Origin of the sequence: Rhizobium centroccidentale (genome assembly GCF_030182565.1) — a bacterium.
Taxonomy (GTDB): Bacteria; Pseudomonadota; Alphaproteobacteria; order Rhizobiales; family Rhizobiaceae; genus Rhizobium.
On sequence record NZ_JAQJCG010000007.1, the window covers coordinates 208732 to 234155 of the forward strand.

Here is a 25424-nt window from a genome sequence, read left to right on the forward strand (position 1 = left end):
TTTGGTATTCTGAACCCGCCGACGGGGTGTTACTCGCGGCAATCGATTCACTGGATCGATTGCTCCCGCTTTGTCTGATCGCTCCTCACCCCTGCTGCGGCTTGCCGCGCGCCACAATCAATGGAATTGCTTCGGAATAGCTGACACAGGCGACATCCTGCTTGTGGCAGACATCGCTGACGAAGCGGTCGAGGGCGCGCCAATAGGCCCCGTCGTTCATTTCGACGAAATGGAAGCCGAGCTGCAGAGGAATGCGCTTGCCGTCATATTGCTCGTTGAAGGCGGCTTCGAAGGCATCGAAGGTGCGGTCTTCATAGGTCTTGGCATTGGCCTTGTCCTCGGCGCCCTTGGAGTGGCGGACATAGAGATTGTAGTCCATGCCGATGACTGGGCGATGTTCGGGACCTTCGGGGATCAAGGGCAGGCCGAAGCGATAGATGCCGTCGACGACCTGCGGCAGGGCAGGGCCTTTGGTGACGAGGCTTGCATCATACTGGAAGCCCATCTCCTTTTCCGCCGGCACGAGGCCATCGCTGGTGGAGAGATAGGGTGCGCGGAACCCCTTGATGTCGTGCGTGGCGAAATCTTCCCAGCCCTGGGGTTCCTTGTCTGCAAGGCCGACATTCTTCCAGGCGTCGCGGAGGGCGATGCGGGCATTCATGAATTCCTGTTTCCAGTCGGCAGCGCTCCAGCCCTTGCCGTCGAAATGGCCGCAGGCATGGCTTGAGATGTCGTGGCCCTCCTGATGGGCGCCCCAGATGTTGGCGATACGGGTACGGACATCGTCTTCGCTCTTGGCGAAGCCGACATTCGATTTGCCCGGCCGCTGCTTCGGTCCCTGATAGGCCTTGGCCTGCGTCTTGTTCATCAGGAAGGTGCAGGACAGAAAGTAAGTGAAATGCGCGCCATTGCGCGAAGCGATCTCGCGGCTCTTGGTCCAGAGCGCATTGTCATGAGCGCCATCGAAGGAAATCATGATGAGCTGCTTGGGCTTGTCATCAGCCTGGGCGGCTGCGGGCAGCCCTAAGGAAATGGCGATGGAGAGACAGGTAGCGAAGCGAAACATGGGCACCGGATACTAATTGGATCGAGCACGGCTTGCCAGGAATCGTCTGGCGATATCGGATGGCGCGCTCGGGGTCGCTTCCTTCCTTTCGCGGAAATGCGGCGAAGCTGCGGTGATGCTAGTATTTTTTTACGGCAGCCGATAAGGATGTGACTACAAGACCATAAAGGATTTCATCCATGGCATTGCTCATTCTCGGCATTGTTCTTTTTCTCGGCCTCCATCTGATCCGTGTCTTCGCCCCCGGCCTCAGAAGCTCGATGATCGCGAGTTTGGGCGAGGGCGGCTGGAAGGGTGCCTATTCGATCGCGAGCATCGTGGCGCTGATCATTCTGATCTACGGCTTTGGTCAGGCGCGCGACATGACCCCGATCTGGACACCGCCGTTCTGGATGAGTCACATTACCATCCTGCTGATGCTTTTCGCCCTCATCTGTCTTGTTGCCTCGCTGCTGCCGGCGGGGCATATCGCGCTCAGGACCAAGCATCCGATGGTGCTTTCGGTGAAGATCTGGGCGCTGGCGCATCTTCTCTCCAATGGCGATGGAGCGGCCATCCTGCTCTTTGCTGCCTTTCTCGCGTGGGGCGTGATCCTGCGCATTTCGCTCAAACGGCGCGAGCGTGCCGGCGAAATCACGCTGCGTCCCTTCGTCTCGGCGAAATATGATGTTTACGCGATCGTCATCGGTGTTATCGTTTGGGCCTTGATCATTTGGAAGCTTCATGCGTGGATTATCGGGGTTTCGCCGCTCGTTATGTGACGATTTCTGCCATTCCCCCTTACATCAGCCGCAAAATGGAGTAGAAGGCCCCACTAAACCTAAGCTTTGAACTATTTGGCCTGGGCCGGAGACAAGAATGGCATTCAATGACGACAGCTTCATCCGCGAGGTGAACGAGGAACTGCGCTCGGACCAGCTGCGGTTCATATGGCGCCGTTTCGGCAAGCTCATCATCGGTGCTGCCGTGCTCGTCGTTCTCGGCACCGCGGCCTATAGCGGCTATCGCTATTGGGCCGGCAATCAGGCCGGCAGCGGCGGCGATCAGTTCATTGCCGCGCTGACGCTTGCCGACCAAAACAAGACGGATGAAGCGCTGGCCGCATTCGCCGCCATCGAAAAGAGTGGCCCTGGCTCCTATCCGGTGCTGGCCCGCCTGCGCGCCGCGACGCTGCAGGCGCAGAAGGGGGACAAGGCCGCTGCCATCGCCACGTTCTCGGCGGTCGGCAAGCAGACGGACCTTCCGGTCGTTATCCGTAATGCAGCCCGCCTGCGTGCTGCCTACCTTCTCGTCGATACCGGCACTTACGATCAGGTCGCCGCCGAAGCCCAGGAACTGGCCGTCCCGGCTGATGCCTTCCGCCATTCGGCGCGCGACGTTCTCGGCCTTGCCGCTTACAAGGCCGGCGATTTAGCCAAGGCCCGGCAATGGTTCCAGGCGATCGTCGACGATCCGCAGAGCCCGCGCAACGTTGCCAACCGTGCCCAGATGCTGCTCGATCTCATCACTGCATCCAGCAAGGCTCCGGTCGCAAAAGGCTGAAGGATCGCTCAATGAGTTTTACGGTCGCGATCGTCGGTCGCCCGAATGTCGGCAAGTCCACGCTGTTCAACCGTCTGGTTGGCAAGAAGCTGGCGCTCGTCGACGATACGCCGGGCGTCACGCGTGACCGCCGCCCCGGTGAAGCCAAGCTGATCGATCTGCGCTTCCGTATCGTCGATACCGCCGGTCTTGAAGAGGCCCAGGATGAATCACTTCAGGGTCGCATGCGCGCCCAGACGGAAGCGGCGATCGATGAGGCTGATCTGACGCTCTTCGTCGTCGATGCGAAGATGGGCTTGACCCATGTCGACAAGACGCTCGCCGAAATGTTGCGCAAGCGCGGCAGACCTGTCGTGCTCGTTGCCAACAAGTCCGAGGCGCGCGGCTCCGATAGCGGCTTTTACGATGCCTATACGCTTGGCCTTGGCGAGCCTTGTCCGATCTCGGCTGAACACGGCCAGGGCATGATGGATCTGCGCGACGCCATCGTCGAGGCAATCGGCCCCGAACGCGCCTTCGGGGAAGAGGAAGATGAGGCGGAGACGAATGTCAGCATTCCGCGCCCTGCCGTCGGTGAAGATGGCGAAGAGATCGACGAAGAGCCCGCCTATGACGAGACGCGCCCGTTGCGCGTGGCGATCGTCGGCCGTCCGAATGCCGGTAAGTCGACGCTCATCAACCGCTTCCTTGGCGAAGACAGGCTGCTGACCGGCCCGGAAGCCGGCATTACCCGCGATTCCATCTCCGTCGACTGGAGCTGGCGCGGCCGTACCGTCAAAATGTTCGATACCGCCGGAATGCGCCGCAAGGCGAAGGTCACCGAGAAGCTGGAGAAGCTTTCGGTTGCCGACACGCTGCGCGCCATCCGTTTCGCCGAAACCGTCGTTATCGTCTTCGATGCGACCATTCCCTTCGAGAAGCAGGATCTGCAGATCGTCGATCTCGTGATCCGCGAGGGACGCGCCGCCGTGCTCGCCTTCAACAAGTGGGACATGATCGAGGATCGTCAGGCTGTCCTTGCCGATCTGCGCGAAAAGACCGACCGGCTATTGCCGCAGGCACGCGGCATTCGCGCTATTCCGATCGCCGGCCAGACGGGCGAGGGGCTTGACCGCCTCATGCAGGCGATCGTTGATACCGACAAGGTCTGGAACAAGCGCGTCTCGACCGCGCGCCTCAACCGGTGGCTCGAGACGCAGCAGGTTCAGCATCCGCCGCCGGCCGTTTCCGGCCGCCGCATCAAGCTGAAATACATGACGCAGGTAAAGGCGCGGCCGCCGGCCTTCATGATCTCGTGCACTCGCTCGGATGCTCTGCCGGAGTCCTATGTGCGTTATCTGATCAACGGTCTGCGCGCGGACTTCGCCATGCCCGGCGTACCGATCCGCATCCATTTCCGGACGTCGGAAAATCCTTACGAAAACAAGAAGAAGCGGTAAATCGCGTAAGCGGCAGACCGCGTGATCGCGCGCGTCAATTCAGGCTGCGTTTCTGCTCAGCGCTTCGCGCAGCATCGTGATTTCCGCCTTCAGCCGCGTCAGTTCGTCGGCCGTTTGCTCGGTGGCATCAAGGATGCACGGCGGAACGGTTGCGGCCTTCTTCTTCAGCGCCTTGCCTTCGCTGGTCAGCTGGATCATTACCTGGCGCTCGTCTTCCTTGCTGCGGATGCGCTTGATAAAGCCAGCTGCCTCCAGACGTTTCAACAGCGGCGTCAGCGTGCTTGATTCCAGGAACAGCTTTTCACCGATACCGCCGACGGTCTGGCCGTCTTCTTCCCATAGCGTCACCATGACGAGATATTGCGGATAGGTGAGATTAAGCGCGTCCAGCATGGGTTTATAGAGCCGATTCATCGCATGGTTCGCCGAATAGAGCGCGAAGCAGATGAAGTTATCAAGCTTTAACAGGTCGTCAGTCATCCCAAGAACTCCCGGAGAGGTCTCATGTAAGTCGTGCGATAAATAATTGTACACCCAAATTTATGCCTGGGCTATGGGTTTCTTCCTTTTTGAGGATACTGTTCGCCGGCAGATATCTTCCGGCACTTCCATCTCGGCTACGAGATTTGACAGCGGGTATTATGGCAGGATCTCAGGTGCTGACCTTGAAACCAAGGACGAAATGCCCTTGATTTCTGGCGCGTCAGGTCAACAAGATTCAATGCTGAAAGAAGCAGACTCCGAGTTCAGCGAGGATGAGCTCGGCCGCGGTGATTGGCAATGCGGACGTTGCCGATGAATTGCGCCGTCGCGGCCTCCCACGAATAGTTGAGCGCCAGCGCGCGCGCAGCATCGCGGGAGCAGGAGAGTGCGGCAAGGCAGGCTGTCGCCAGATCCGGGTCTACAACGCCGGCTGTCCTGTCTCCCCCCAGGATGTCCGCAGGCCCGGTAACCGGATAGGCGGCGACCGGAACGCCACTCGCGAGCGCTTCCAAAATGGCGTTGCCAAAGGTATCTGTCTTCGATGGAAAGACGAAGACGTCGGCCTGCGAATAGGCATGCGCCAGTTCCTCGCCGAATTTCGCTCCCAGAAAATGGACATCAGGATAGAGCTTCTGCAATTCCGCCCGCGCGGGGCCATCGCCCACCACCACTTTCGATCCGGGCAGGTCGAGAGCAAGGAAAGCGGGGAGGTTCTTTTCCAGCGCGACACGGCCGACCGTCATGAAAATCGGACGAGGCAGGCCGAAGGGGTTGTCCTCCAGCGGGTGCGGCCGAAAAAGATGGGAATCGATCCCACGGCTCCAGGGCAGCAGATTGCGAATGCCGCGCAGTTTAAGCTCGTTCGCAAGGCTCGGTGTCGCCACCATGCAGCCGTAGCCCGCATTATGAAACCATTTGACGAAAGCATAGAGCCAGCTTTCCGGTATCGGCAGACGCGCGGCCACATATTCGGGAAAGCGAGTGTGATAGCTCGTGGAAAAAGGCATTCCGTTTCTCAGGCACCAGCGCCTTGCGGTGAGCCCAAGGGGACCTTCGGTGGCAATGTGGACATAAGTGGGCCGAAGCGCTTCTATTCTTGCGGCAATCTTGCGATAGCTGGCGATCGAAAGCCGGATTTCCGGGTAGGTCGGGCAGGGGATGTTGCGAAAGCCGTCCGGCGTGATCATAGAAACTTCGACGCCCATGCGCGTCAGTTCGCGATTGGTATTCTCGATCGAGCGAACGACACCGTTGACCTGCGGGTGCCAGGCGTCGCTGACGATGAGCAGCCGTTCGGGTACCGCGACAGGTGTCGCCGCCTGCGTCCAGGTGGTTTGATCGATGTCTGACAAGCGTTGCAACATGCCCAAAACAGTCCATCCGCACCGCATCCTCATGATGACGGTGCCAGCGATTGCGGTGCTTCAAACATGATTCCCGCGCCCACTCTATTGTGGGGGGTGTCCATGATGGAAATATTACAGCGCTTAGAGCGTGATGCCGAAAAGTGTAGGCGGTTTTCGGACGACATCACGCTCTACTTCTTTGATGCTAGAGCGGATTCAGATTTTAGGTCGAACAGACCTAAAATCATCCGGCTCTAGCGGATGGATTTCAGCTTGTCGGGCGAGACGAGCGCACCGTATTCCTGAATGACCTTTGCCGCGATCTTGGCTGCGAAGCTAGCGGCAGCGACCGCATCCTGATGCGGCAGATAGTGAGCCAGAAATGCGCCGTTGAAGCTGTCGCCGGCGCTTGTGGTGTCGACAACCTTGGCGACCTTGACCGCCGGAACGAGGGTTTCATCGGTGCCGTCGCCGATGGTCGCGCCCTCGGCGCCGTTCTTGACGACGATCATCTGGGCTCCGTACTGCCGGTAACGGCGGATGGTGGCGGGAATCGAATCGTCGCCGAAATGGATGGCTTCATCGTCGAAGCTCGGCATGACAAGCGTTGCGGCACGTGCGCCTTCCGAAATCATGGTGTGCATGGCATCGAGGCTGGACCACAGGCGAGGGCGCAGGTTCGGATCGAAGGCGACCAGCTTGCCGGCAGCCTTGGCGCGGCGCAGCTCCGCCAGAAGCGTGAAGGCGTCTTCGCGCGGCAGGATCGCCAGCGTGATGCCGGAGAAATAGAGAACGTCGGACGCCTCTATTGCAGCGCGCAGGGCATCGCCATCGGCGGCGAGCTGGCGAGCGGCGGAGCTGTCGCGCCAGTAACTGAAGGAGCGTTCGCCATCCTTCAGATTGATCATGTAGAGGCCGGGAGTCTTGCCGCGCAGGCGGCGGATGCTGTCCGTACCGATGCCGGCACCGCCCATGAAGGCGATCATTTCGTCGGACATGGCGTCGTCACCCACCACGGTGAAATAGTCGACCGACCAATCTGCCGGCAGGCAGGCGCGGGCATACCAGGCAGTGTTGAAGGTGTCGCCGGCAAAGCCCTTGCGCAGGTGCCCGTCGTCGGCCTGTGACAGTTCCACCATGCATTCGCCGATCGATAGAAAACGCCCGCCCAAGACTGCCTCCTGCATTTTGTCTTGGTGCTGCATACGCGCAAGCGGCGGCTGGGGCAAGGTGGACGGCGGCTGCCGCCGTCCACTTTTCCTGGACCTGATTTACGGCCGATCCATATGATAGCAGGCCGCGGTCTGGCCGGGGCGCACCTGCTCGGTCGGCGGCATCTTCGTGCGGCAGATATCCGTCGCCTTCCAGCAGCGGGGCGAGAAGACGCAGCCCGGCGGCGGATTGAGCGGCGAGGGCGGATCGCCCTGCAGGCGGATGCGCTCGCGGCCGCGTGCGAGCTTCGGGTCGGGGATCGGCGCGGCGGAGAATAGCGCCTGTGTATAGGGGTGGGCCGGATGGTCGAAGACCGTCGCGGCTTCACCGGCTTCCACCACCTTGCCGAGATAGAGCACCAGCACGTCGTCCGAGATCAGACGCACGACGGAGAGATCGTGGCTGATGAAGATGAGGGTGAGGCCGAACTCCTTGCGCAGGCGGCGCAGGAGCGTGATGACCTGTCCCTGGATCGAGACGTCGAGGGCCGAAACCGGCTCATCGCAGATGATAAGCTTCGGCCGGGTGATGACGGCGCGGGCAATGCCGATGCGCTGCGCCTGTCCGCCCGAGAATTCGTGCGGGTAGCGGTTGATCATCTCCGGAACGAGGCCGACGGCCGCCATGATCTCGCGAACGCGATCCTGCCGCTCAGCGCGGGTCAGTTTCGGTTCAAAGACGGTCAGCGGCTCGGCGATGATGTCACCCACGGTCATGCGCGGATCGAGCGAGGCGATCGGATCCTGGAAGATGATCTGCATGTCGCGGCGAGCGGCGCGCATTTCCTCTTCGGTGAGATCGAGCAGGTTGCCGCCTTGCCAGAGGATGCGGCCCTTCTGCGCCTTGATCAGCCGCAGGATCGAGCGGCCGAGCGTGGACTTGCCGCAGCCGGATTCGCCGACGATGCCGAGCGTGCGTCCGGTCTTCAGCTCGAAGCTGACATCGTTGACCGCAGTCAGGATCAGCGGCGGCTTGAAGAAGGATTTCGACGGCAGCTCGAATTCGGTCGTCAGATGCTCGACCTTCAGAAGCGTTTGCTCAGCCATGGACGAGGCTCCGTTCCTGATTAGCCGAAAGGGGATGGAAGCAGGCCGCGCAACGGCGTGGCGCCAGCGGATCGAGCGGCGGCGCCGCGTCGAGACAGTCGTCCTGCACATGGGCGCAGCGCGGCGAGAAGGCGCAGCCGCGCGGCAGGTGCATCAGGTTGGGCGGCCGTCCGGGGATGACGGTGAGATCGTCGACATCCTGATCCGGCCGCGGGATCGCCGAGTGAAGCGCCGCCGTATAGGGATGAGCCGGATTTTCGAAAAGCTCCTCCACCGGCGCTTCCTCGACGATGCGACCGGCATACATGACGGCAACGCGGTCGGCGAGGCCGGCGACGACGCCGAGGTCATGGGTGATCATGATGAGCGCCGTATGCATTTCCGCCGTCAGCTCATTGAAGAGATCGAGGATCTGGGCCTGGATCGTCACGTCGAGTGCCGTCGTCGGCTCATCGGCGATGAGGAGCTTCGGCTTGGTCAGCAGCGCCATGGCGATCACGATGCGCTGGCGCATGCCGCCCGAAAGCTCGTGCGGATAGAGGTTGAAGCGACGTGTCGGATCAGGGATGCCGACGCGCTTCAGCATGTCGAGCGCTGCTGCCGAAGCTGCGCGCGCTGTCAGGCCACCATGGACCTCGAGCTGCTCCGTCAGCTGCCGCGAGATGCGCAACGACGGGTTAAGCGCGGTCATCGGGTCCTGGAAGACCATGGCCATGTCCTTGCCGCGCACATGGTCGAGCTCGCGCGGCTTCAGCGTCAGCAGATCCTTGCCGTCGAGCAGCGCCTGGCCGCTGGTGCGGCCGTTTTTGGCGAGCAGGCCCATCAGGCCGAGGAAAGTCTGGCTCTTGCCGGAGCCAGACTCGCCGACGATGGCGATGCGCTCACCGCGGCCGATCTTGAGGTTCATCTTCGAGACCGCGGCCACTTCGCCTTCAGGCGTGCGGAAGGTGATCGAATAGTCTTTGAGTTCGAGAAGTGTTTCTGTCATGTCAGCGATCCTTCGGATCGAATGCGTCGCGCAGACCATCGCCGATGAAGAGCAGGCTCATCAGCAGCGCGACCAGGAAACCGGCCGGGAAGAACAGCAGCCATGGCGTCGTCTCCATGCCGGCCGACCCTTCGGCAATCAGTGTACCGAGAGAGGTCAGCGGCTCCTGAACGCCGAAGCCGAGATAGGAGAGGAAGCTCTCCGTAGCGATGATTTCCGGGATGGTGAGCGTTGCGTAGATGACGACAGGACCGACGAGGTTCGGCACGATGTGTTTCAGGATGATCTTGAACGACCGCTGACCGGAAGCGCGGGCAGCCTCGATGAATTCCCGCTGTTTGATCGACAGCGTCTGGCCGCGCACGATACGGGCCATGGTGAGCCACTCCAGCGCACCGATCGCCGCAAACAGCAGGTAGACGTTACGGCCGAAGATCACCATCAGCAGGATGACGAAGAGGACGTAGGGCAGGGCGTACATGATATCGACGAAGCGCATCATGATCGCATCGACGCGACCGCCGAAATAACCGGCAACGGCGCCGTAGAGCACGCCGATGACGACCGAGACGAGGGTGGCGACAAGTGCGACCGTCAGCGAGACGCGGGTGCCGTAGAGCGTGCGTGCCAGCAGGTCGCGGCCGTTGCCGTCGGTGCCGAAATAGTGGCCGGCGGCGAAGTCCGGAGCACCTCGGAACGACGTCCAGTCCGGATCCTCGTAGTTGAAGGGCAGGAAATACGGGCCGAATATGGCGACCAGAACCAGCACGGCCAGTATGACAAGCGAAAGTGCCGCCGCCTTGTTGCGCAGGAGACGACGCATTGCGTCGCCGGTGAGGGATCGCCCCTTTGGTGCGAGCCCTTCTGCCGAAAGCAATTCCGCTTCCAGCAATTCTCTCTTGGCGGAATTGAGGATCATCGCATTCTCACTTTGGGGTCGAGCCAGGCATAGGCGATGTCGACCAGCAGGTTGAGGACCACGATCAGGACCATGTAGAAAACGACGGTGCCGAGAACCATGCCGTAATCGCGGTTGAGCGCCGCGCCGACGAAGTAGCGGCCGACGCCGGGCAGGCCGAAGATGCTTTCGACCACTAGCGAACCGGTGAGGAGGTAACTTGCCGCGGGTCCGAGATAGGAGACGACAGGCATCATGGCCGGCTTCAACGCGTGGCGCATGATCGTCAGCCGCGGGCCGATGCCCTTGGCTTTGGCGGTGCGAATGAAGTTCTGGCTCATCACTTCGATCATCGAGCCTCGCATCAGGCGTGAGATACGAGCCGCGTGCGGCAGGGTCAGGACGATGATGGGCAGGATCAGGAACTTGATCGAGCCGTCGCCCCAGCCGCCGACCGGCAGCCAGCCGAGCGTATTTCCGAAGACGAGCTGCAGGATCGGGGCGATCAGGAAGCTCGGCATGACGAGGCCGATCAGGAGGCCGCCGCCCAGCCAGTAATCGGCCGCCCGGTTCTGATAGAGCGCCCCGAGACAGCCTATGAAGACGCCGACGACAGTCGCGAGCACGAAGGCGGAGCCGCCGATGGTCAACGTATAGGGGAAGCCGGACATGATCTGCTGGGTGACGGTGAAGTCCTGATTGGCGAAGGAGGGGCCAAGGTCGCCCTTCATGACGTCGCCGACATAGATCAGGTATTGCTCAACCAGGGGCTTGTCGAGGTTGTAGTGAGCCGCGAGGTTGGCTTTGACTTCCGGCGGCAATGGCCTTTCACCATCGAAGGGGCCGCCGGGAGCGAGGCGCAGAATGAAAAAGCACACTGTCACGGCAATCCACAAGACGGGGATTGTCGACAGCAAACGACGGAGAGCGTAGCCAAACATGATCTTAGACGGCTCCCTCCCGGTTGTGTCCGGGAGGGAGCCTGTTCCCAATTATTCTTTGATCGACAGCCAACGCGTACGGTGGATGTCCTGGATATTGTCGACGAAGCCCTGGACCTTCGGGGCGACGATGTTCTGGGAAACGTAGTAGTAGATCGGGATTGCGGCGCTGTCGTCGAGGGCCAGCTGTTCGGCCTTCTTGTAGATCTCGGCGCGCTTCTTCAGATCGATCTCTTCATTGCCCTGCTTGATCAGAGCATCGTAGTCCTTGTTGCTCCAACGGCCGTAATTCATCTCGACGCCGGTGGACAGCAGGTTCAGGAAGTTGATCGGGTCGTTGTAGTCGGCGAGCCAGCCGGCACGGCCGATCTGCACCTCGCCGCGCTGCATTTCATCGTAATGCACCTTGGTTTCGGTGTTGTAGAGCTCGATATCGACGCCGAGCGGCTTCCACATGGCGGCGATCGCAACGGCGATGCGCTTGTGGTTGTCGTTGGTATTGTAGCGCAGCTGAGCCTTCAAGGGATGATCGGGGCCGAAGCCGGCTTCCTTCAGAAGCTTCTTTGCTTCTTCGACCTTCTGCTTGTAGGGCTCATCCTTCCAGCTGACATAGGCCGGCTCGCCATAATTGGCGGTGCCCGGCGGGACCCAGGAATACATCGGCAGTTCACCGGTGCCGAGGATCTTCGGGCCGATGACTTCGCGGTTGACGGCCATGGAGAGAGCCTGACGCACGCGCTTGTCGTTGAAGGGCGGCTTGGTGGCGTTCATGACGTAGTAGTAGGTACCAAGGAACGGCACCACATGCGCCTGACCAGGAAGATTCTTCTGGATCCAGTCATACTGATCGGCCGGGAACGAGGTCAGAATATCGAATTCGCCGGCACGATAGCGCTTCAGGGCAGCGGCCTGATCTTCCAGCGTGTAATAGTTGACGTTGTCGATCTTGATATCCTTGGCGCCGTAATACTGGTCACTCTTGACCATGCTGACATGCGAACCGGGCACCCATTCGGTGGGCTTGTACGGGCCGTTGGTCACGATATTGCCGATCTTGACCCACTGGTCGCCCTTGGCTTCAACGACATGCTTCGGCAGCGGATAGGCCGTGTAGTGCATCAGAGCGTTGAGGAAGTAAGGTGTCGGGTTTTCAAGCGTGATTTCGAGCGTCTTGTCATCGATCGCCTTGACGCCGAGCTGGGTCGGATCCTTGATCTCGCCCTTGTTGATCTTTTCCGCGTTCAGGATCGTATATTGCAGATAGGCGTATTGCGCGGCGGTCTTCGGGTCCATCAGGCGCTGGAAAGCAAAGACGAAGTCCTGAGCCGTCACCGGTTGGCCATCGGACCACTTGATGCCGTCGCGAAGCTTGAAGGTATAGACCTTCTGGTCGGGCGAAATGGTCCAGCTTGCAGCCTGGCCGGGTATTGGGTTGTCCTTGGGATCTTCGGTCACCAGCCCTTCGAAGATATCGCCGTCGATACGGTTTTCCCAATCGCCGGAAATTTTTTGCGGATCGAGCGAAGTCGGGTCGCCGCCGTTGTGGATATTGAGGGTCGCGGCATGCGCGGAAACGCTCAATATCGTGCTGACGAAAGCCGCAGCGATAAATTTTCTGGTGATATGCGCCATATGTTTTCCCACCTTTCTGGAGTTCTTGTCCTTGTTTTACAAGGGTGTTTTTGATCCGCAGGTGACCTGTACGTGCAGGTCAATGCGCGAAGTTATCGAAAGCGACGTCGCTTTCAAGTTAAAAAAAGTCGGGCATGCTTAGCGTGTGAACTTTCATATTCACAAAACTCTAAAATTGATACTGCGAATTTATCGCCCGGAGGTTGGGTTTGGCAGCCTGGCCGATTGCGACTTGCCGCCTGCGCCCGAGTGTGCAAACTGGCAGGCCTTGTGCGATATCGAGGCGGTTTGATGAAATCGACGAATAAAGCGGCGGGAGCCGACTGGTGGCGCGGGGCAGTGATCTATCAGGTCTATCCGCGGTCGTTTCAGGACACGGATGCCAACGGGCTCGGCGACATCAAGGGGATCACCCGGCGTCTACCTCATATTGCCGCACTGGGGGTCGACGCAATCTGGCTGGCGCCGTTCTTCACCTCGCCGATGGCCGATATGGGCTATGACGTCGCCGATTACTGCGATGTCGATCCGATCTTCGGCACGCTTGCCGATTTCGATGAGATGATGGCGGCAGCACATGAACTCGGCCTCAAGGTCATCATCGACCAGGTCATCTCGCACACTTCCGACCGGCATCCCTGGTTTGTCGAAAGCCGTACAAGCCGCGACAATCCCAAGGCGGATTGGTATGTCTGGGCGGATCCGAAGCCGGATGGCACGGCGCCGAACAACTGGCTGTCGATCTTCGGCGGCCCCGGCTGGGAATGGGACGGCGTGCGCAGACAATATTACCAGCACAATTTCCTCACCTCGCAGCCGGACCTGAACTTCCACAATCCGGAGGTTCAGGATGCGGTGCTGGCGGCCGTCAAATTCTGGCTTGATCGCGGCGTGGACGGTTTTCGCCTGGATACGGTCAACTACTATTTCTGCGACAAGAAGCTCCGCGACAATCCGCCGGCGCTCGTCGCGACCGGCGGGCTCGATGCGCCCGAAACCAACCCTTACGGGATGCAGAACCATCTCTACGACAAGACGCAGCCGGAGAATATCGGCTTCCTGAAGCGGTTGCGGGCATTGCTCGATCAATACGAAAACCGCACGACCGTCGGCGAAGTGGGTGACGGCGTGCGCTCGCTGGAGACGGTTGCGGCCTATACCAGCGGCGGCGACAAGCTGCACATGTGCTACACGTTCGATCTTTTGGGTCCCGATTTCACGCCGGCGCATTTCCGGCGCTGCGTCAGCGATTTCCAGGACAATGTCGTTGATGGCTGGGTCTGCTGGGCCTTTTCCAACCATGACGTTCAGCGCCATATCAGCCGCTTTGCCGAGACGGAGGAGGAGCAGCCGCGCGTGGCGAAGCTCGCGATTTCGCTGTTATCAACCCTGCGTGGCTCGATCTGTCTCTACCAGGGCGAAGAACTCGGTCTGCCGGAGGCAGAGCTTGCCTTCGAGGATCTGCGCGATCCCTATGGTATTCGCTTCTGGCCGGCCTTCAAGGGGCGCGACGGCTGCCGCACGCCGATGCCCTGGGAAGCGAGCCGTGCCCATGCCGGCTTTACCACCGCCGACAAGTCCTGGCTGCCGGTTCCCTACCAGCATGCGGCGCTCGCCGTCGACAAGCAAGAGGCGGATGCGGATTCCGTGCTGCATCACTACCAGCGGACGCTGGCTTTCCGTGCGGAACATGCCGCTTTGCGCGATGGCGACATGACCTTCCTCGATACAAAAGAGGACGTTCTCGCCTTCACCCGCTCCAAGGGTGACGAGACGCTGCTCTTTGTCTTCAATCTCTCCCGCAAGCCTGTGAAGGTTGCCTTGCCGGAGGACATCAAGCTTGGCAAGACGATCGCCATGCCGGGGTTTGACACGGCAGATGCCGGAGCAGCGCTAACGCTTGCTGCTCTGGATGTTTATTGCGGCAAGCTCGCCTGATCACCCGATCAACATGAACTTGTCGACATCGACCAGACCCCGATCCGATATCTTCAGATGCGGAATCACAGGCAGGGGCAGGAAGGCGAGCTGCAGGAAAGGTTCTTCCAAGGTCGCGCCAAGGGCGTAGGCTGCCTGGCGCAGGTGGTGCAGCGTGTCGCGTACGCTTTCATAAGGTTCGAGGCTCATCAGGCCAGCGACAGGCAGGGCGATTTCACCGGTCACGACGCCGTCCTCAACGACGACGAAACCGCCATTGATATCACTGAGGCGATTGGCGGCGAGCGCCATGTCATCCTCGTTGACGCCGACGACGCAGATATTGTGGCTGTCATGGCCGACGGTCGAGGCGATCGCGCCTTTCTTCAAGCCAAAACCTTGGACGAAGCCGTTGGCGTGGTTGCCGTTCTTGCCGTGCCGCTCGATGACGGCGACCTTGATGATATCGTTGCCGAGGTCGATATCGGTCTGGTTGCCCTTGGTCGGCAGGCGATAGCGGCGATGTTGGGTGATGATCTTGCCAGGCGTCACGCCAATGACGGAGCTTTCGCCCTCCGTCACCGGCACGCCAAAATCGGCTGCGTTGATCGGGCGGGCCTTGACACTGTCGAGGCCGACCGGCTCGACCGAACCGCGGGTCGCGAAGAGTTCAGCGGTGACACGGCGGCCTGCGGAGAAGACGATCTCGGTCTTGCAGCTTTCCAGGCTGTCGACGACGACGAGATCGGCGCGCCAGCCCGGTGCTACGAGACCGCGATCACGCAGACCGAAGGCGCGGGCTGCCGAGATCGAGGCGGCGCGGTAGATCGCCAGCGGCTCGACGCCATGGGCGATCGCCGTGCGGATCATGTAATCGAGATGACCCTGTTCGGCGATATCGAGCGGGTTACGATCGTCGGTGCAAAGCGCCAGATGAGGCGACAGGCGCTCAGTGATAACAGGCATCAGCGCGTGTAGATCCTTGGAAACGGAACCTTCACGCACCAGCACGTGCATGCCTTTGCGGATCTTCTCCAGTGCCTCTTCGGCGGTTGTCGATTCATGCTCCGTGCGAATGCCGGCTGCGAGATAGCCGTTGAGGTCATTACCGCGCAAAAGCGGCGCGTGGCCATCGATATGGCCGCCCTGGAAGGCTTCGAGTTTCGCCATGCAGACGGGATCCTTATGGATCACCCCGGGGAAATTCATGAATTCGGCAAGGCCGATCACCTGCGGATGATTGCGGAACGGCAGGAGCGTCTCGATCGGCAGATCGGCACCCGAGGTCTCCAGATGCGTTGCCGGCACGCAGGAGGAAAGCTGGACGCGGATATCCATGATGGTTTCCAGCGAACAGTCGAGGAAGTAGCGTATGCCTTCGGTGCCGAGCACGTTGGCGATTTCATGCGGATCGCAGATGACCGTCGTCACGCCGTAGGGCAGCACGCAGCGATCGAATTCGAGCGGGGTTACCAGCGAGGATTCGATGTGAAGATGTGTGTCGATGAAGCCCGGCACGACGATGCGGCCGGCAATATCGATCTCTTCGCGCCCCTGATAATCGCCGCAGGTGCCGACGACGCGATCGCCGCAAATAGCGATATCCGAGGCAACCAGCTCGCCCGTCACCAGATCGAAGAAGTGGCCGTTCTTCAGCACGATATCGGCAGGCTCCCGGCCGACGCCCTGGTCGATATAGCGTTCGAGTTTGGTGGTCATGGCTTCTTCCTGCTTGCTGTGATTCCGTATTACCCCTCACCCTAGCCCTCTCCCCGTTCTACGGGGAGAGGGGATCAATCCGAATTTGTTGATAGAACGGTGTTTCCTGCGACCTGGGGAGAACTAAGACTCCCTCTCCCCGCGTGCGGGGAGAGGGCTGGGGTGAGGGGCTATTTCGAACACTTCGCCGGAAGAAACTTGAAATCGCGAGCTACAACAATTTCGGTCAACCTGCCTTCGCAGATCGCTACGACGGTTTCAAGAACTGCTGGCATGGCTGTGAGGACGTCAATGTTCCAGAAGCGAGCAACAGACCAGCCTTCAGCGGTCATGAATTCATCGCGAATTGTGTCGTGCATGCTGTCGGCATGTTGACTGCCATCGATCTCGATGACCAAGGATCGCTCTCGGCAGGCAAAGTCAGCGAAATAAGGACCGATTGAAAACTGCCGAACAAATTTGAAGCTGTTCAGTCGCCGATTGCGAAGTTCCGACCAAAGTTTTGCCTCGGCATCGTTGTCCGATTGCCGGAGCATCCTCGCGCGCTGTGTCGTTTTAGGTTCCGGACCGCGCATCTCATTGTCCCCGTGAACGGCCCCTCACCCTAACCCTCTCCCCGCAGGCGGGGAGAGGGGATGCCCTCGAATTCGCCGATACCACTTTGTCACGTTGACGTGAGGTGGTGCGACATTCGCTTCAAATATTATTCTGCAAGATCTCGCGGAGTTTGCCGAACAGCTCGTCGATATGATGTTTCTCGATGATCAACGGCGGCGAGAGTGCGATGATGTCGCCGGTGGTGCGGATCAGGAGGCCCTTCTCGTAGGCTTTCAGGAAGGCGGTGAAGGCGCGCTTGGTGGGCTCGCCGGCGATCGGGTCGAGCTCGATGGCGCCGATCAGGCCGGTGTTTCTGATGTCGATGACGTTCGGGCAATCCTTCAGGGAGTGCAGAGCGTCGGCCCAGTAGTCGGAAAGTTCGGCTGCGCGCGTGAGCAGGCCTTCTTCCTTGTAGGTGTCGAGTGTCGCGAGCGCTGCGGCCGAGGCGATCGGGTTGCCGGAATAGGTGTAGCCGTGGAAGAACTCGATCATGTGCTCGGGTCCCTGCATGAAGGCGTCATGGATCTCCGAGGTGACGAAGACCGCGCCCATCGGGATGACGCCGTTGGTCAGGCCCTTGGCGGTCGTGATGATATCCGGCTTCACGTCGTAATATTGCGCGGCAAAGGGGGTACCAAGACGACCGAAGCCGGTGATGACTTCGTCGAAAATCAAGAGGATGCCGTGCTTGGTGCAGATTTCGCGCAGCTTCTGAAGATAGCCTTTCGGCGGGATCAATACGCCGGTAGAGCCGGCGATCGGCTCGACGATGACGGCTGCGATCGTCGAGGCGTCGTGCAGAGTGACGATGCGCTCCAGTTCGGTGGCGATATCGCCGCCATGCTCCGGCTCGCCACGTGTGAAGGCGTTCTTGCCGGGCACATGGGTGTGCGGCATGTGGTCGACGCCGGTCAGCAGGGTGCCGAACATCTTGCGATTGGTGACGATGCCGCCGACGGAAATGCCGCCGAAATTGACGCCGTGATAGCCGCGTTCGCGGCCGATGAGGCGAAAACGTGAGCCATTGCCCTTCACGCGATGATAGGCAAGCGCGACCTTCAGCGCGGTTTCGACCGATTCCGAACCCGAATTGGTGTAAAGAACATGGTCCATACCGTCAGGCGCAATATCGACCAGTCGGTTCGCCAGCTCGAAGGCCTTGGGATGGCCAAGCTGGAAAGCCGGGGCATAATCGAGTTCGCCTGCCTGCTGGCGGATCGCCTCGGTGATCTTCGGACGGCAGTGTCCCGCGTTCACGCACCACAGACCTGCCGTTCCGTCCAGTACCTGCCGACCGTCATGGGTGGTGTAGTACATATCCTTGGCGCTGACGAAGAGGCGCGGTTCCTTCTTGAATTGGCGGTTGGCCGTAAACGGCATCCAGAAGGCGCGCAAATCGTTGGGGGTGGCATTCAAACGGTCCGACATGCTGTTCTCCAATGGCCATTCGGGGGCCTGTTACCCGACCGCGGCGCGGCGCCGCGCGATTATATTTACTGCTTGGTCAAATTATCAGCCGGCCTTTTTGCGTCAAGGCAAAGATGGGTAGGGGAGAAAGGCTGGTGTGCGGCAGGAATTGGATCGCAGCATGCCGGCGGCGTCAGGCGAGGATTATTCGCAGACGGGATGTGAGCTCGTTCAGACATGAAAAAACTGGCAAATCCGAAGATTTGCCAGTTAAAGCAGTAAAACACCTGGTAATGAAAGTAAGTCGATCTTTCAGGGTCTAAAGTGTCCCCCGTAGATCTTCTGTCGACAGGCCTTGAGCTATTGAAAGCTCTTAAGCAGCCGATCTACTTTTTTCCGGCTCGCAATAAATGTCTTCCAGCGTTTCAAGAACACGGATTACGGATTCTGATGTGCTGGAGTAGTAAATCGTTTGAGCGTCACGACGCGTCTTCACCAGCTTCTGAGCGCGAAGCTTCGAAAGATGCTGAGAAAGTGCTGATTGGCTCAGTCCGACCTGATTGGCAAGAACGCCAACAGGAACTTCACCCTTAACGAGACTGCAAAGGATCAAAAGACGCTTCGGGTTCGCCATTGCTGATAATAATGCTGCCGCAACATTAGAGTGTTCGGCCAAATCTCTTGTCTTCATCTTTTAATCTTCCCAATGCGGAGCGTACATCAGAAACTGTGCTATTTCCAACCCGGTCCTAACCGATATCTAACAATACCAAGAGGGGTCGAAGATTGTATATACCTAAATTTAAGGTATCGAGTATGCTGTTTTAGGTATGTACGTATGATGCCTCGGCGATAATGCTGAGGTCTCCAACGTCCCATCCAGAGGCTGAATTAGACCAAAATAGGTCGATTCTTATCGTTTCGAAGCCGCAAATATGCCAATTTTGGTCACACGGGATTTGCAACCTGTGAATATTGGCCGTTTCTACGTCAGGCTGTCGACCTACTAATTCTCGCACTATTGTATGATTTTATTGCCGCCGGATTTTGTTTTCGGTTTAAAGCATCATCAGGTCTTTTGAGGTCAAGATGTAAGCCCTTCCGAAGCCCCCGTTCAGGCTGGCATCAAGTGGAACGAGGCGGAAGAAGCAGAAATCCGGAAAGTCGATATAGAGCTTGGATTTCGGGTGGCGATCGAGAAAAAGCGTTCGGATGCGATCGTGAGCTTGGCTTTGCCGGTCGATGCGCTCTGCGCTGCAGCGTAAGGTCAAGCGGGGATGGGCGAGAGGATCGCCCTTGCCGGGCTCGCCAAAGAGCGCCGAAGCGCGGCTGTCCTTTATCAAAGCCTTGGTATGTGAGGAGAGGCCGGAGACCAGGATGACCGGAGCGCCATCAGCATCCATGGCGGTCAGGACGCGGCTGACGGAGGGAAAGCCGGTTTCGGGGTCGATGACGGCCAAGGCCGCATGTGCGGCTTCGCGCATGAGGTCGCGGGCCTGAATGCGCGCATCCTCATCCGTTTCCCTGATCACCGATGGTTTATCGTTCATTAACGGCTCCATGAAATGAGGAGCAGTCGCGAACGACTACTCCTTTCGCCGGTGGCTGGTCAGGCCCGATACCACGTCTTGCGCAGAGATCGTTCCGATAATGGTGCCATTGTCAACAACGCCGATATTGCCCGGCTGGCGGGTCAGGGCGTCAAGAATATCGACAAGCGGCGTTGCGGCGGTTGCCGTCGCGGTGACGGAACCGGCATTGGCCGAATGTCCGACGCCCTGCTGCATGACATCCCGTGCCGTCAGCATGCTGATGGGGTTCATGTGCTGCACGAAGTCGGCCACATACTGATCAGCTGGATTCTTGACGATCTCCTGCGGTGTTCCGCACTGGATAATGTGGCCGCTTTCCATGATGGCGATGCGGTTGCCGATGCGGAATGCTTCGTCCAGATCGTGGCTGACGAAGAGGATCGTCCGCTTCAGGCGGCGCTGGAACTCCAGAAGCTCGTCCTGCAGGCGTGTGCGGATCAGCGGGTCGAGGGCGGAGAACGGCTCGTCCATGAGCAGGATTGGTGCTCCGGTCGCAAAGGCGCGGGCGAGGCCGACGCGCTGCTGCATGCCGCCCGAAAGCTCGTTGACCTTGCGATTGGCCCATTGCGTAAGGTTGACAAGCTGCAGCTGTTCGTCGACGCGCTTCTTGCGTTCTGCTTCCGGCACGCCCGCAAGCTCAAGTCCGAAGCCGACATTGTCGGCGACCGTTCGCCAGGGCAGAAGCGCGAATTGCTGGAACACCATGGAGACGGTATGCATGCGCAAATCACGCAGGGCTTTGGGGCTGCAGGAATAGGGGCTGACGGCGCCGTTCTTGGTGTTGACGGAGACCTCGCCGCGCACCACCGGCGCCAGGCCGTTGACGGCGCGCAGCAGCGTCGATTTGCCGGAGCCGGACAGGCCCATAAGCACGAGGATCTCGCCTTCCTCGATCTGTAGCGAGGCATTGGCGACACCGAGCACCATGCCGGTGGATTTGCCGATCTCGTCGCGAGACTTGCCTCCGTCGACGAGTTTCAGGGCGGCATCGGGACGATCGCCGAAGATGATGCTGACATTTTTGAAATCGACGGCGACGGTCATGAGCGGTCTCCTTCGCCGGGCGCGCGGAACATACGGTCGAGAATGATCGCCAGGATGACGATGCAGGCGCCGGAATCGAAGCTCTTGGCGACATTGACGCTATTCAGTGCGCGCAGCACCGGCACGCCGAGACCGGGGGCGCCGACGAGTGCGGCGATCGAGACCATCGAGAGTGACAGCATGATGGTCTGGGTCAGGCCGGCCATGATCTGCGGCGTGGCAAAGGGCAGCTCGACCTTGCGCAGAACCTGGCGTGGCGTCGCGCCGAAGGATTCGGCCGCTTCCACCAGCGAAGGGGGAGTGGAAATGATGCCGAGGCGCGTCATGCGGATCGGTGCGGGAAGAGCAAAGACGACGGTGGCGACCAGGCCCGGGACCATGCCGAGACCGAGCAGGATCATTGCTGGCACCAGATACACGAAGGTCGGGATGGTTTGCATCAGATCGAGGATCGGCCGCATGATGGCGTAAAGCCACGGACGGCGCGCTGCCGCGATGCCGAGGGGTACGCCCACGAGCATGCACACGAAGGTGGAGGCTAGCACCAGCGCCAGCGTCTCGGTCGTCTCTTTCCAGTAGCCCTGGTTGATAGTGATCAGCAGGCCGATCAGGGTGAGGACCGTGATCGTGACGCTCCGGCGCATCCAGTGGGCGATTGCCGTGAAGACAATGACGACGATCAGCGGATGCGGTACCTGCAATAGGAACAGCAATCCGTTGATTCCATGCGCGACAACGAAGGAAAGGCCGTCGAAGAACCATGTGACATTGCTCGTCAGCCAGTCGACGACGGCTTTGGCCCATGGCCCGATGGGGATGCGGTAATCGGTTAACCAGTTCACGTCTTTGCCCACGATTGGGGGCGGCGTTTCCGATTGTAACGTATGAAGCCGGAGGTGCCGCCGAAGAATACGGTCTGTCACGCCAAGCGGACCATTGTCCGGAGATGGCGGGACGCGAAAGCAAGCAGTCCGTTCAAGGAAGAGAAAGGGGCGGTTTGGCCGCCCCTCCATCCGTCCTCGTATTATAGGCCGAGCTTGGCCTTGACAGCCGCCAGACCGTCACCGCCATCCTTGGTGGTGACGCCCGCGAGCCACGGCGTGATTGCGGTCGGGTTGGCCTTCAGCCATTCCGTCGCTGCGACTTCCGGATCCTTGCCGTCATTCAGGATCTTGCCCATGATTTCGTTTTCCATCGGCAGCGAGAAGACGAGATTTTTTACGAAGGTGCCGACATTCGGGCATTCCTGCAAGTAGCCGGCGCGGACGTTGGTATAGACGGTCGCACCACCGAAATTCGGTCCGAACACGTCGTCACCGCCGGTGAGATAGGTCATCTTGTAGGTGGTGTTCATCGGGTGCGGGGCCCAGCCGAGGAAGATGATCGGCTTGCCTTCCTTATCGGCGCGGGAGACCTGCGCCAGCATGCCCTGTTCGGAGGATTCGACCACTTCGAAGCCCTTGAGGCCGAAGGTGTTCTTGTCGACCATGTCGATCACCAGGCGGTTGCCGTCATTGCCCGGCTCGATGCCGTAGATCTTGCCGTCGAGATCGTCCTTATGAGCGGCGATATCCTTGAAGTCCTTGATGCCGAGCGCGGCACCCTTTTCGTTTGTCGCGAGCGTGTACTTGGCGCCCTCCAGGTTGGCGCGGACGGTTTCGACCGACTTGTCCGCGGCGAACGGCTTGATGTTTTCGGCCATGGAGGGCATCCAGTTGCCGAGAAAGACGTCGATGTCCTTGTTCTTCAGCGACTGATAGGTCACCGGCACGGCGAGTACCTTGACGTCGGTATCGTAGCCGAGCGCCTTCAGGAGGATTGAGGCGGTGGCCGTGGTGGAGGTGATGTCGGTCCAGCCCACATCGGCAAAATGTACGGTGCTACAGCTTGCCGGCTCGGCTGCGGAGGCCGCGGCGGCGCCCAATGTCAGTGCGGAAAGAGTTGAAGCGAAAGCGAATGCAGTAAGGGTCATTTTTATCATTGCGTGACTCCCAGTCTAACGTTCCCAAGCAACCATCAATAACTGACATTTTCAAGCGACCACAGTGTATTTGCGGCGGTTTGAGGGGGCTGAATGCGACGCCTGTCTTTTTCTGTCCGCCGCTGGCCAAGGCTTTTGCGCCCTTGGCGAAGCACGCCTGAATCTTGTGGTTTTCGCCGCGACCGTCTTTTCTTATCGTCCCACAGCACCCATGAAGCATTCAAGGAGAATGTCATGGCCAAGCTTTACTTCCATTATTCGACGATGAATGCCGGCAAATCGACGATGCTGCTGCAGGCTGCCTATAATTATCAGGAGCGCGGCATGCGCACCGCAGCCTTCATTGCAGCTCTCGATGATCGCGCCGGGCGTGGCACGATCGCTTCGCGCATCGGCCTGACGATGGATGCCTTGCCCTTCGAAACCAGCGACGATCTCTATGCCATGGTCGATGAAATGCATGCAAGCGAGCCGCTCGCATGCGTTTTCGTCGATGAGGCGCAATTTCTGACACGCGAGCAGGTCTGGCAGCTTGCTCATATCGTCGATCGCCTCGGCCTTCCGGTCATGACTTACGGGCTGCGCACAGATTTCCACGGACATCTTTTTCCGGGATCGCAGGAGCTGCTGACCATCGCCGACGAATTGCGCGAGGTGCGCACCATCTGCCATTGCGGACGCAAGGCGACGATGGTGGTGCGGCTGGATGCCGTCGGCAATGTTGTCCGTGAAGGCGCGCAGATAGAGATCGGCGGCAGCGACAAATATGTCTCGCTCTGCCGCCGCCATTGGGAAGAAGCGATTACCTGCGAGTGAAGCGGCGCCCGCGGGCTTTCTGTAGCATTGCAGACTCTCCTCGGCATATGATCGTTGTTCGAGATTGAGCTGATCGGGAGTGATGATGAAACTGCTGTGTCTGCTGTCGGCGGCCATCATGCTTGCCTCGACCCCTTGTGTGCTTGCAGACGGCGATGCGGTCGCGGGCGCCGTCGTTTTCAAGAGGTGCGGGGCATGTCACACGGCGACCGGGCCTGACAATCGCGTCGGCCCCTCGCTGATGGGGGTCGTCGGACGAGCCGTCGCAAGCAAGCCGGATTATGCCTACTCGCCGGCGATGAGGGCATTCGGAGCTGATGGTAAGGTCTGGGATGAAACGCTGCTGCGGAAATACCTGCCGGCGCCGCAATTTCTCGTCAAAGGCACCCGGATGGCGTTCCCGGGTCTGAAAAGCGACAAGGACCTCGACAACCTTATTGCCTATCTGAAGAATCCAGCCGCTGCCCAATAGTTTTCGAGCATTTCCTTCGCCTCAGGAAGCGGCTAGTCTCGCGCCAAAGGTAGGGGAGGGAAGCTTCATGGTCAGGCCTCATTCCTTCGATGGCATGCTCGATAAGGCGCGAACGACGCTCGATGACGCCCTGAACGACGCGAATTCGGCCGTGGCGACGCTCGCCGGCCACGCCAGGGAGAGCGAACGCGTCGAAGTCGTCAATTTTCCTGTCGAAGAAGCGACCGTTCGCGAAGCGGTCGAACTGCTCGACCGTTGGAAGTCAGCCGCCCTATTGCTGGTCAAGGGACTGGACCATGCGACCGAGGAGGCGGATCTGCAGCATCGCCGATTGTTCAACGAGAAAGTCGGTCTTGAAAATGCAAGCCTGCTCAGCCGGACGCTGGCGCGGGGACCGATGAAGCCGGAGGCTATCATCGCTGATCTCGATACGATCCTGGACGTATCGGCCGAGCTCGATCTTCTTTTCAAGCAGGCAAGACCCGTAATCTCCCGGTGCTTTCGTGAATGCGAACTTCAACTCGAAGGCGTGATCGAGCGGCGGCGGAAACTCGATTTCGATATAGAAGAGATACAGCGCCGGGCGGATTCCCTGGCGGAAAAGCTCATGTATCAGCGGCGCAACCGCCCATCCTCGCGCCATGCCGATCTGCAGTCCGAACTCGAAGGGGACTATCGTGCTCTGTTGACGGAGCAGGACGATATTCGGCGGCAAGAACAGGAGCTGCAATCCCGCCGGACGGTGCGACAGCGCCTGATTGACATTTATGAAGGGCTGGCGGCTGCTCTGAATGGGCAGATCGCCGCCATCGGCGCCATGGCCGCCAAGCTGACCATCGATATCGAGCAACGGATCGCCTTGCTCAAGGCATTGGCGGCAGAAGTGGCTCAGGCATTAACCATGGTTTCGCGAACGGCAGCGGTCGAGAGCCTGATCCAGGCGTTCGAGGCGAATGTGCTGGCGGGGCATGACCTTGCCGTGCGCAAGGCTCATGTCGATGCCGTCTTCAAAAGACGGCTGGAGCCGCATCCGCTACCCATATCCACAGACCAGGGCGGAGCGGCGGAAGAGGTGCAACCTGAGGGTTGATTGTCGTCCGGCACTGAAAATTCCATGCGGACGGTTGTTGTTTTTCCCAAGAACACATATTTGCTGGAAAGTGAATGGCGATAAGGACTTAATGATCCGGGGATCGCGGCGATTTTCGCGACGTCCATTGCGCAGGTTTGGTGTGGTGCGTCCTTTGCGTCGGCGGGATGTGCGGTACGATTTAGGAGGCGTGTCC

General features: G+C 59.6%; 24 protein-coding genes. 7 read left to right on the plus strand and 17 right to left on the minus strand.

Going from position 1 to position 25424, the window contains the following annotated elements; all coding sequences use genetic code 11:
- Window positions 1–85 precede the first annotated feature (85 nt).
- Window positions 86–1066 carry a polysaccharide deacetylase family protein gene (locus PH562_RS12300; RefSeq protein WP_285173259.1) on the minus strand — a complete coding sequence of 327 codons (981 nt, stop codon included), beginning with the start codon at window positions 1064–1066 and terminating at the stop codon, window positions 86–88.
- A gap of 179 nt (window positions 1067–1245) precedes the next feature.
- Between PH562_RS12300 and PH562_RS12305 the strand changes: the two genes are divergently transcribed.
- The 3 genes from PH562_RS12305 to der all read left to right on the plus strand — a co-directional run bounded on the left by PH562_RS12305 (window position 1246) and on the right by der (window position 4047).
- Entirely contained in the window at window positions 1246–1827 is a 582-nt protein-coding gene (locus PH562_RS12305) for an NnrU family protein (RefSeq protein ID WP_285173261.1), read from the plus strand.
- 97 nt (window positions 1828–1924) lie between these two features.
- Entirely contained in the window at window positions 1925–2608 is a 684-nt protein-coding gene (locus PH562_RS12310; RefSeq protein WP_285173262.1) for a tetratricopeptide repeat protein, read from the plus strand.
- 11 nt (window positions 2609–2619) lie between these two features.
- Window positions 2620–4047, plus strand: a complete 1428-nt coding sequence (gene der, locus PH562_RS12315; protein WP_285173263.1) for a ribosome biogenesis GTPase Der — start codon at window positions 2620–2622, stop codon at window positions 4045–4047.
- Between the two features lie 39 nt (window positions 4048–4086).
- Here der and PH562_RS12320 read toward each other — a convergent pair whose 3' ends face one another.
- The 8 genes from PH562_RS12320 to PH562_RS12355 all read right to left on the minus strand — a co-directional run bounded on the left by PH562_RS12320 (window position 4087) and on the right by PH562_RS12355 (window position 12593).
- Window positions 4087–4527 carry a MarR family winged helix-turn-helix transcriptional regulator gene (locus PH562_RS12320; RefSeq protein ID WP_095435469.1) on the minus strand — a complete coding sequence of 147 codons (441 nt, stop codon included), beginning with the start codon at window positions 4525–4527 and terminating at the stop codon, window positions 4087–4089.
- A 266-nt stretch (window positions 4528–4793) separates the two neighbouring features.
- Window positions 4794–5894 carry a glycosyltransferase family 4 protein gene (locus PH562_RS12325; protein WP_285173264.1) on the minus strand — a complete coding sequence of 367 codons (1101 nt, stop codon included), beginning with the start codon at window positions 5892–5894 and terminating at the stop codon, window positions 4794–4796.
- Between the two features lie 236 nt (window positions 5895–6130).
- The gene (locus tag PH562_RS12330; protein WP_285173265.1) at window positions 6131–7048 is read right to left on the minus strand and encodes a sugar kinase; all 918 of its coding nucleotides are present in this window, start codon (window positions 7046–7048) and stop codon (window positions 6131–6133) included.
- A gap of 99 nt (window positions 7049–7147) precedes the next feature.
- Window positions 7148–8134 (minus strand): ABC transporter ATP-binding protein, encoded by a 987-nt coding sequence (locus PH562_RS12335; protein ID WP_113230109.1) that lies wholly within the window; start codon window positions 8132–8134, stop codon window positions 7148–7150.
- Window positions 8127–9122, minus strand: a complete 996-nt coding sequence (locus PH562_RS12340) for an ABC transporter ATP-binding protein (RefSeq protein ID WP_113230110.1) — start codon at window positions 9120–9122, stop codon at window positions 8127–8129. The genes PH562_RS12335 and PH562_RS12340 overlap by 8 nt, the downstream gene beginning before the upstream one ends.
- Window position 9123: 1 nt before the next feature.
- The gene (locus PH562_RS12345; RefSeq protein WP_069612725.1) at window positions 9124–10041 is read right to left on the minus strand and encodes an ABC transporter permease subunit; all 918 of its coding nucleotides are present in this window, start codon (window positions 10039–10041) and stop codon (window positions 9124–9126) included.
- A complete protein-coding gene (locus tag PH562_RS12350) occupies window positions 10038–10961 on the minus strand; it encodes an ABC transporter permease subunit (RefSeq protein ID WP_285173277.1) in 924 nt (307 codons plus the stop codon). The genes PH562_RS12345 and PH562_RS12350 overlap by 4 nt, the downstream gene beginning before the upstream one ends.
- 51 nt (window positions 10962–11012) lie before the next feature.
- Complete coding sequence (locus tag PH562_RS12355; protein WP_285173279.1) at window positions 11013–12593, minus strand: peptide ABC transporter substrate-binding protein; 1581 nt, start codon at window positions 12591–12593, stop codon at window positions 11013–11015.
- A 291-nt stretch (window positions 12594–12884) separates the two neighbouring features.
- Between PH562_RS12355 and bglA the strand changes: the two genes are divergently transcribed.
- Complete coding sequence (gene bglA / locus PH562_RS12360; RefSeq protein ID WP_285173281.1) at window positions 12885–14531, plus strand: beta-galactosidase BglA; 1647 nt, start codon at window positions 12885–12887, stop codon at window positions 14529–14531.
- Here the strand turns inward: bglA and ade are convergent, their stop codons facing one another.
- From ade to PH562_RS12400, 8 genes are all read right to left on the minus strand, one after another.
- The gene (gene ade, locus PH562_RS12365) at window positions 14532–16229 is read right to left on the minus strand and encodes an adenine deaminase (RefSeq protein ID WP_285173284.1); all 1698 of its coding nucleotides are present in this window, start codon (window positions 16227–16229) and stop codon (window positions 14532–14534) included. It lies immediately after the preceding gene.
- Window positions 16230–16399: 170 nt separating this feature from the next.
- A complete protein-coding gene (locus PH562_RS12370; protein ID WP_285173286.1) occupies window positions 16400–16804 on the minus strand; it encodes an endonuclease domain-containing protein in 405 nt (134 codons plus the stop codon).
- A gap of 121 nt (window positions 16805–16925) precedes the next feature.
- Entirely contained in the window at window positions 16926–18254 is a 1329-nt protein-coding gene (aptA, locus tag PH562_RS12375) for an omega-aminotransferase AptA (protein WP_113230116.1), read from the minus strand.
- A 352-nt stretch (window positions 18255–18606) separates the two neighbouring features.
- The gene (locus tag PH562_RS12380; protein WP_015340680.1) at window positions 18607–18924 is read right to left on the minus strand and encodes an ArsR/SmtB family transcription factor; all 318 of its coding nucleotides are present in this window, start codon (window positions 18922–18924) and stop codon (window positions 18607–18609) included.
- 367 nt (window positions 18925–19291) lie between these two features.
- Entirely contained in the window at window positions 19292–19783 is a 492-nt protein-coding gene (locus PH562_RS12385) for a HugZ family pyridoxamine 5'-phosphate oxidase (protein WP_113230117.1), read from the minus strand.
- 36 nt (window positions 19784–19819) lie between these two features.
- Window positions 19820–20869: a choline ABC transporter ATP-binding protein gene (gene choV, locus PH562_RS12390; RefSeq protein WP_285173294.1), complete on the minus strand. Its 1050-nt coding sequence runs from the start codon at window positions 20867–20869 to the stop codon at window positions 19820–19822.
- Complete coding sequence (gene choW / locus PH562_RS12395; protein ID WP_285173295.1) at window positions 20866–21711, minus strand: choline ABC transporter permease subunit; 846 nt, start codon at window positions 21709–21711, stop codon at window positions 20866–20868. Before choW ends, choV begins: the two co-directional genes overlap by 4 nt.
- A gap of 182 nt (window positions 21712–21893) precedes the next feature.
- Complete coding sequence (locus PH562_RS12400; protein WP_483315343.1) at window positions 21894–22841, minus strand: choline ABC transporter substrate-binding protein; 948 nt, start codon at window positions 22839–22841, stop codon at window positions 21894–21896.
- Between the two features lie 243 nt (window positions 22842–23084).
- On the opposite strand from PH562_RS12400, the gene PH562_RS12405 reads away from it, so the two are divergent.
- The 3 genes from PH562_RS12405 to PH562_RS12415 all read left to right on the plus strand — a co-directional run bounded on the left by PH562_RS12405 (window position 23085) and on the right by PH562_RS12415 (window position 25228).
- Complete coding sequence (locus PH562_RS12405; RefSeq protein WP_285173300.1) at window positions 23085–23666, plus strand: thymidine kinase; 582 nt, start codon at window positions 23085–23087, stop codon at window positions 23664–23666.
- Between the two features lie 85 nt (window positions 23667–23751).
- Window positions 23752–24138 (plus strand): c-type cytochrome, encoded by a 387-nt coding sequence (locus PH562_RS12410; protein WP_285173303.1) that lies wholly within the window; start codon window positions 23752–23754, stop codon window positions 24136–24138.
- A 67-nt stretch (window positions 24139–24205) separates the two neighbouring features.
- Window positions 24206–25228: a hypothetical protein gene (locus PH562_RS12415; RefSeq protein ID WP_285173305.1), complete on the plus strand. Its 1023-nt coding sequence runs from the start codon at window positions 24206–24208 to the stop codon at window positions 25226–25228.
- Window positions 25229–25424 lie beyond the last annotated feature (196 nt).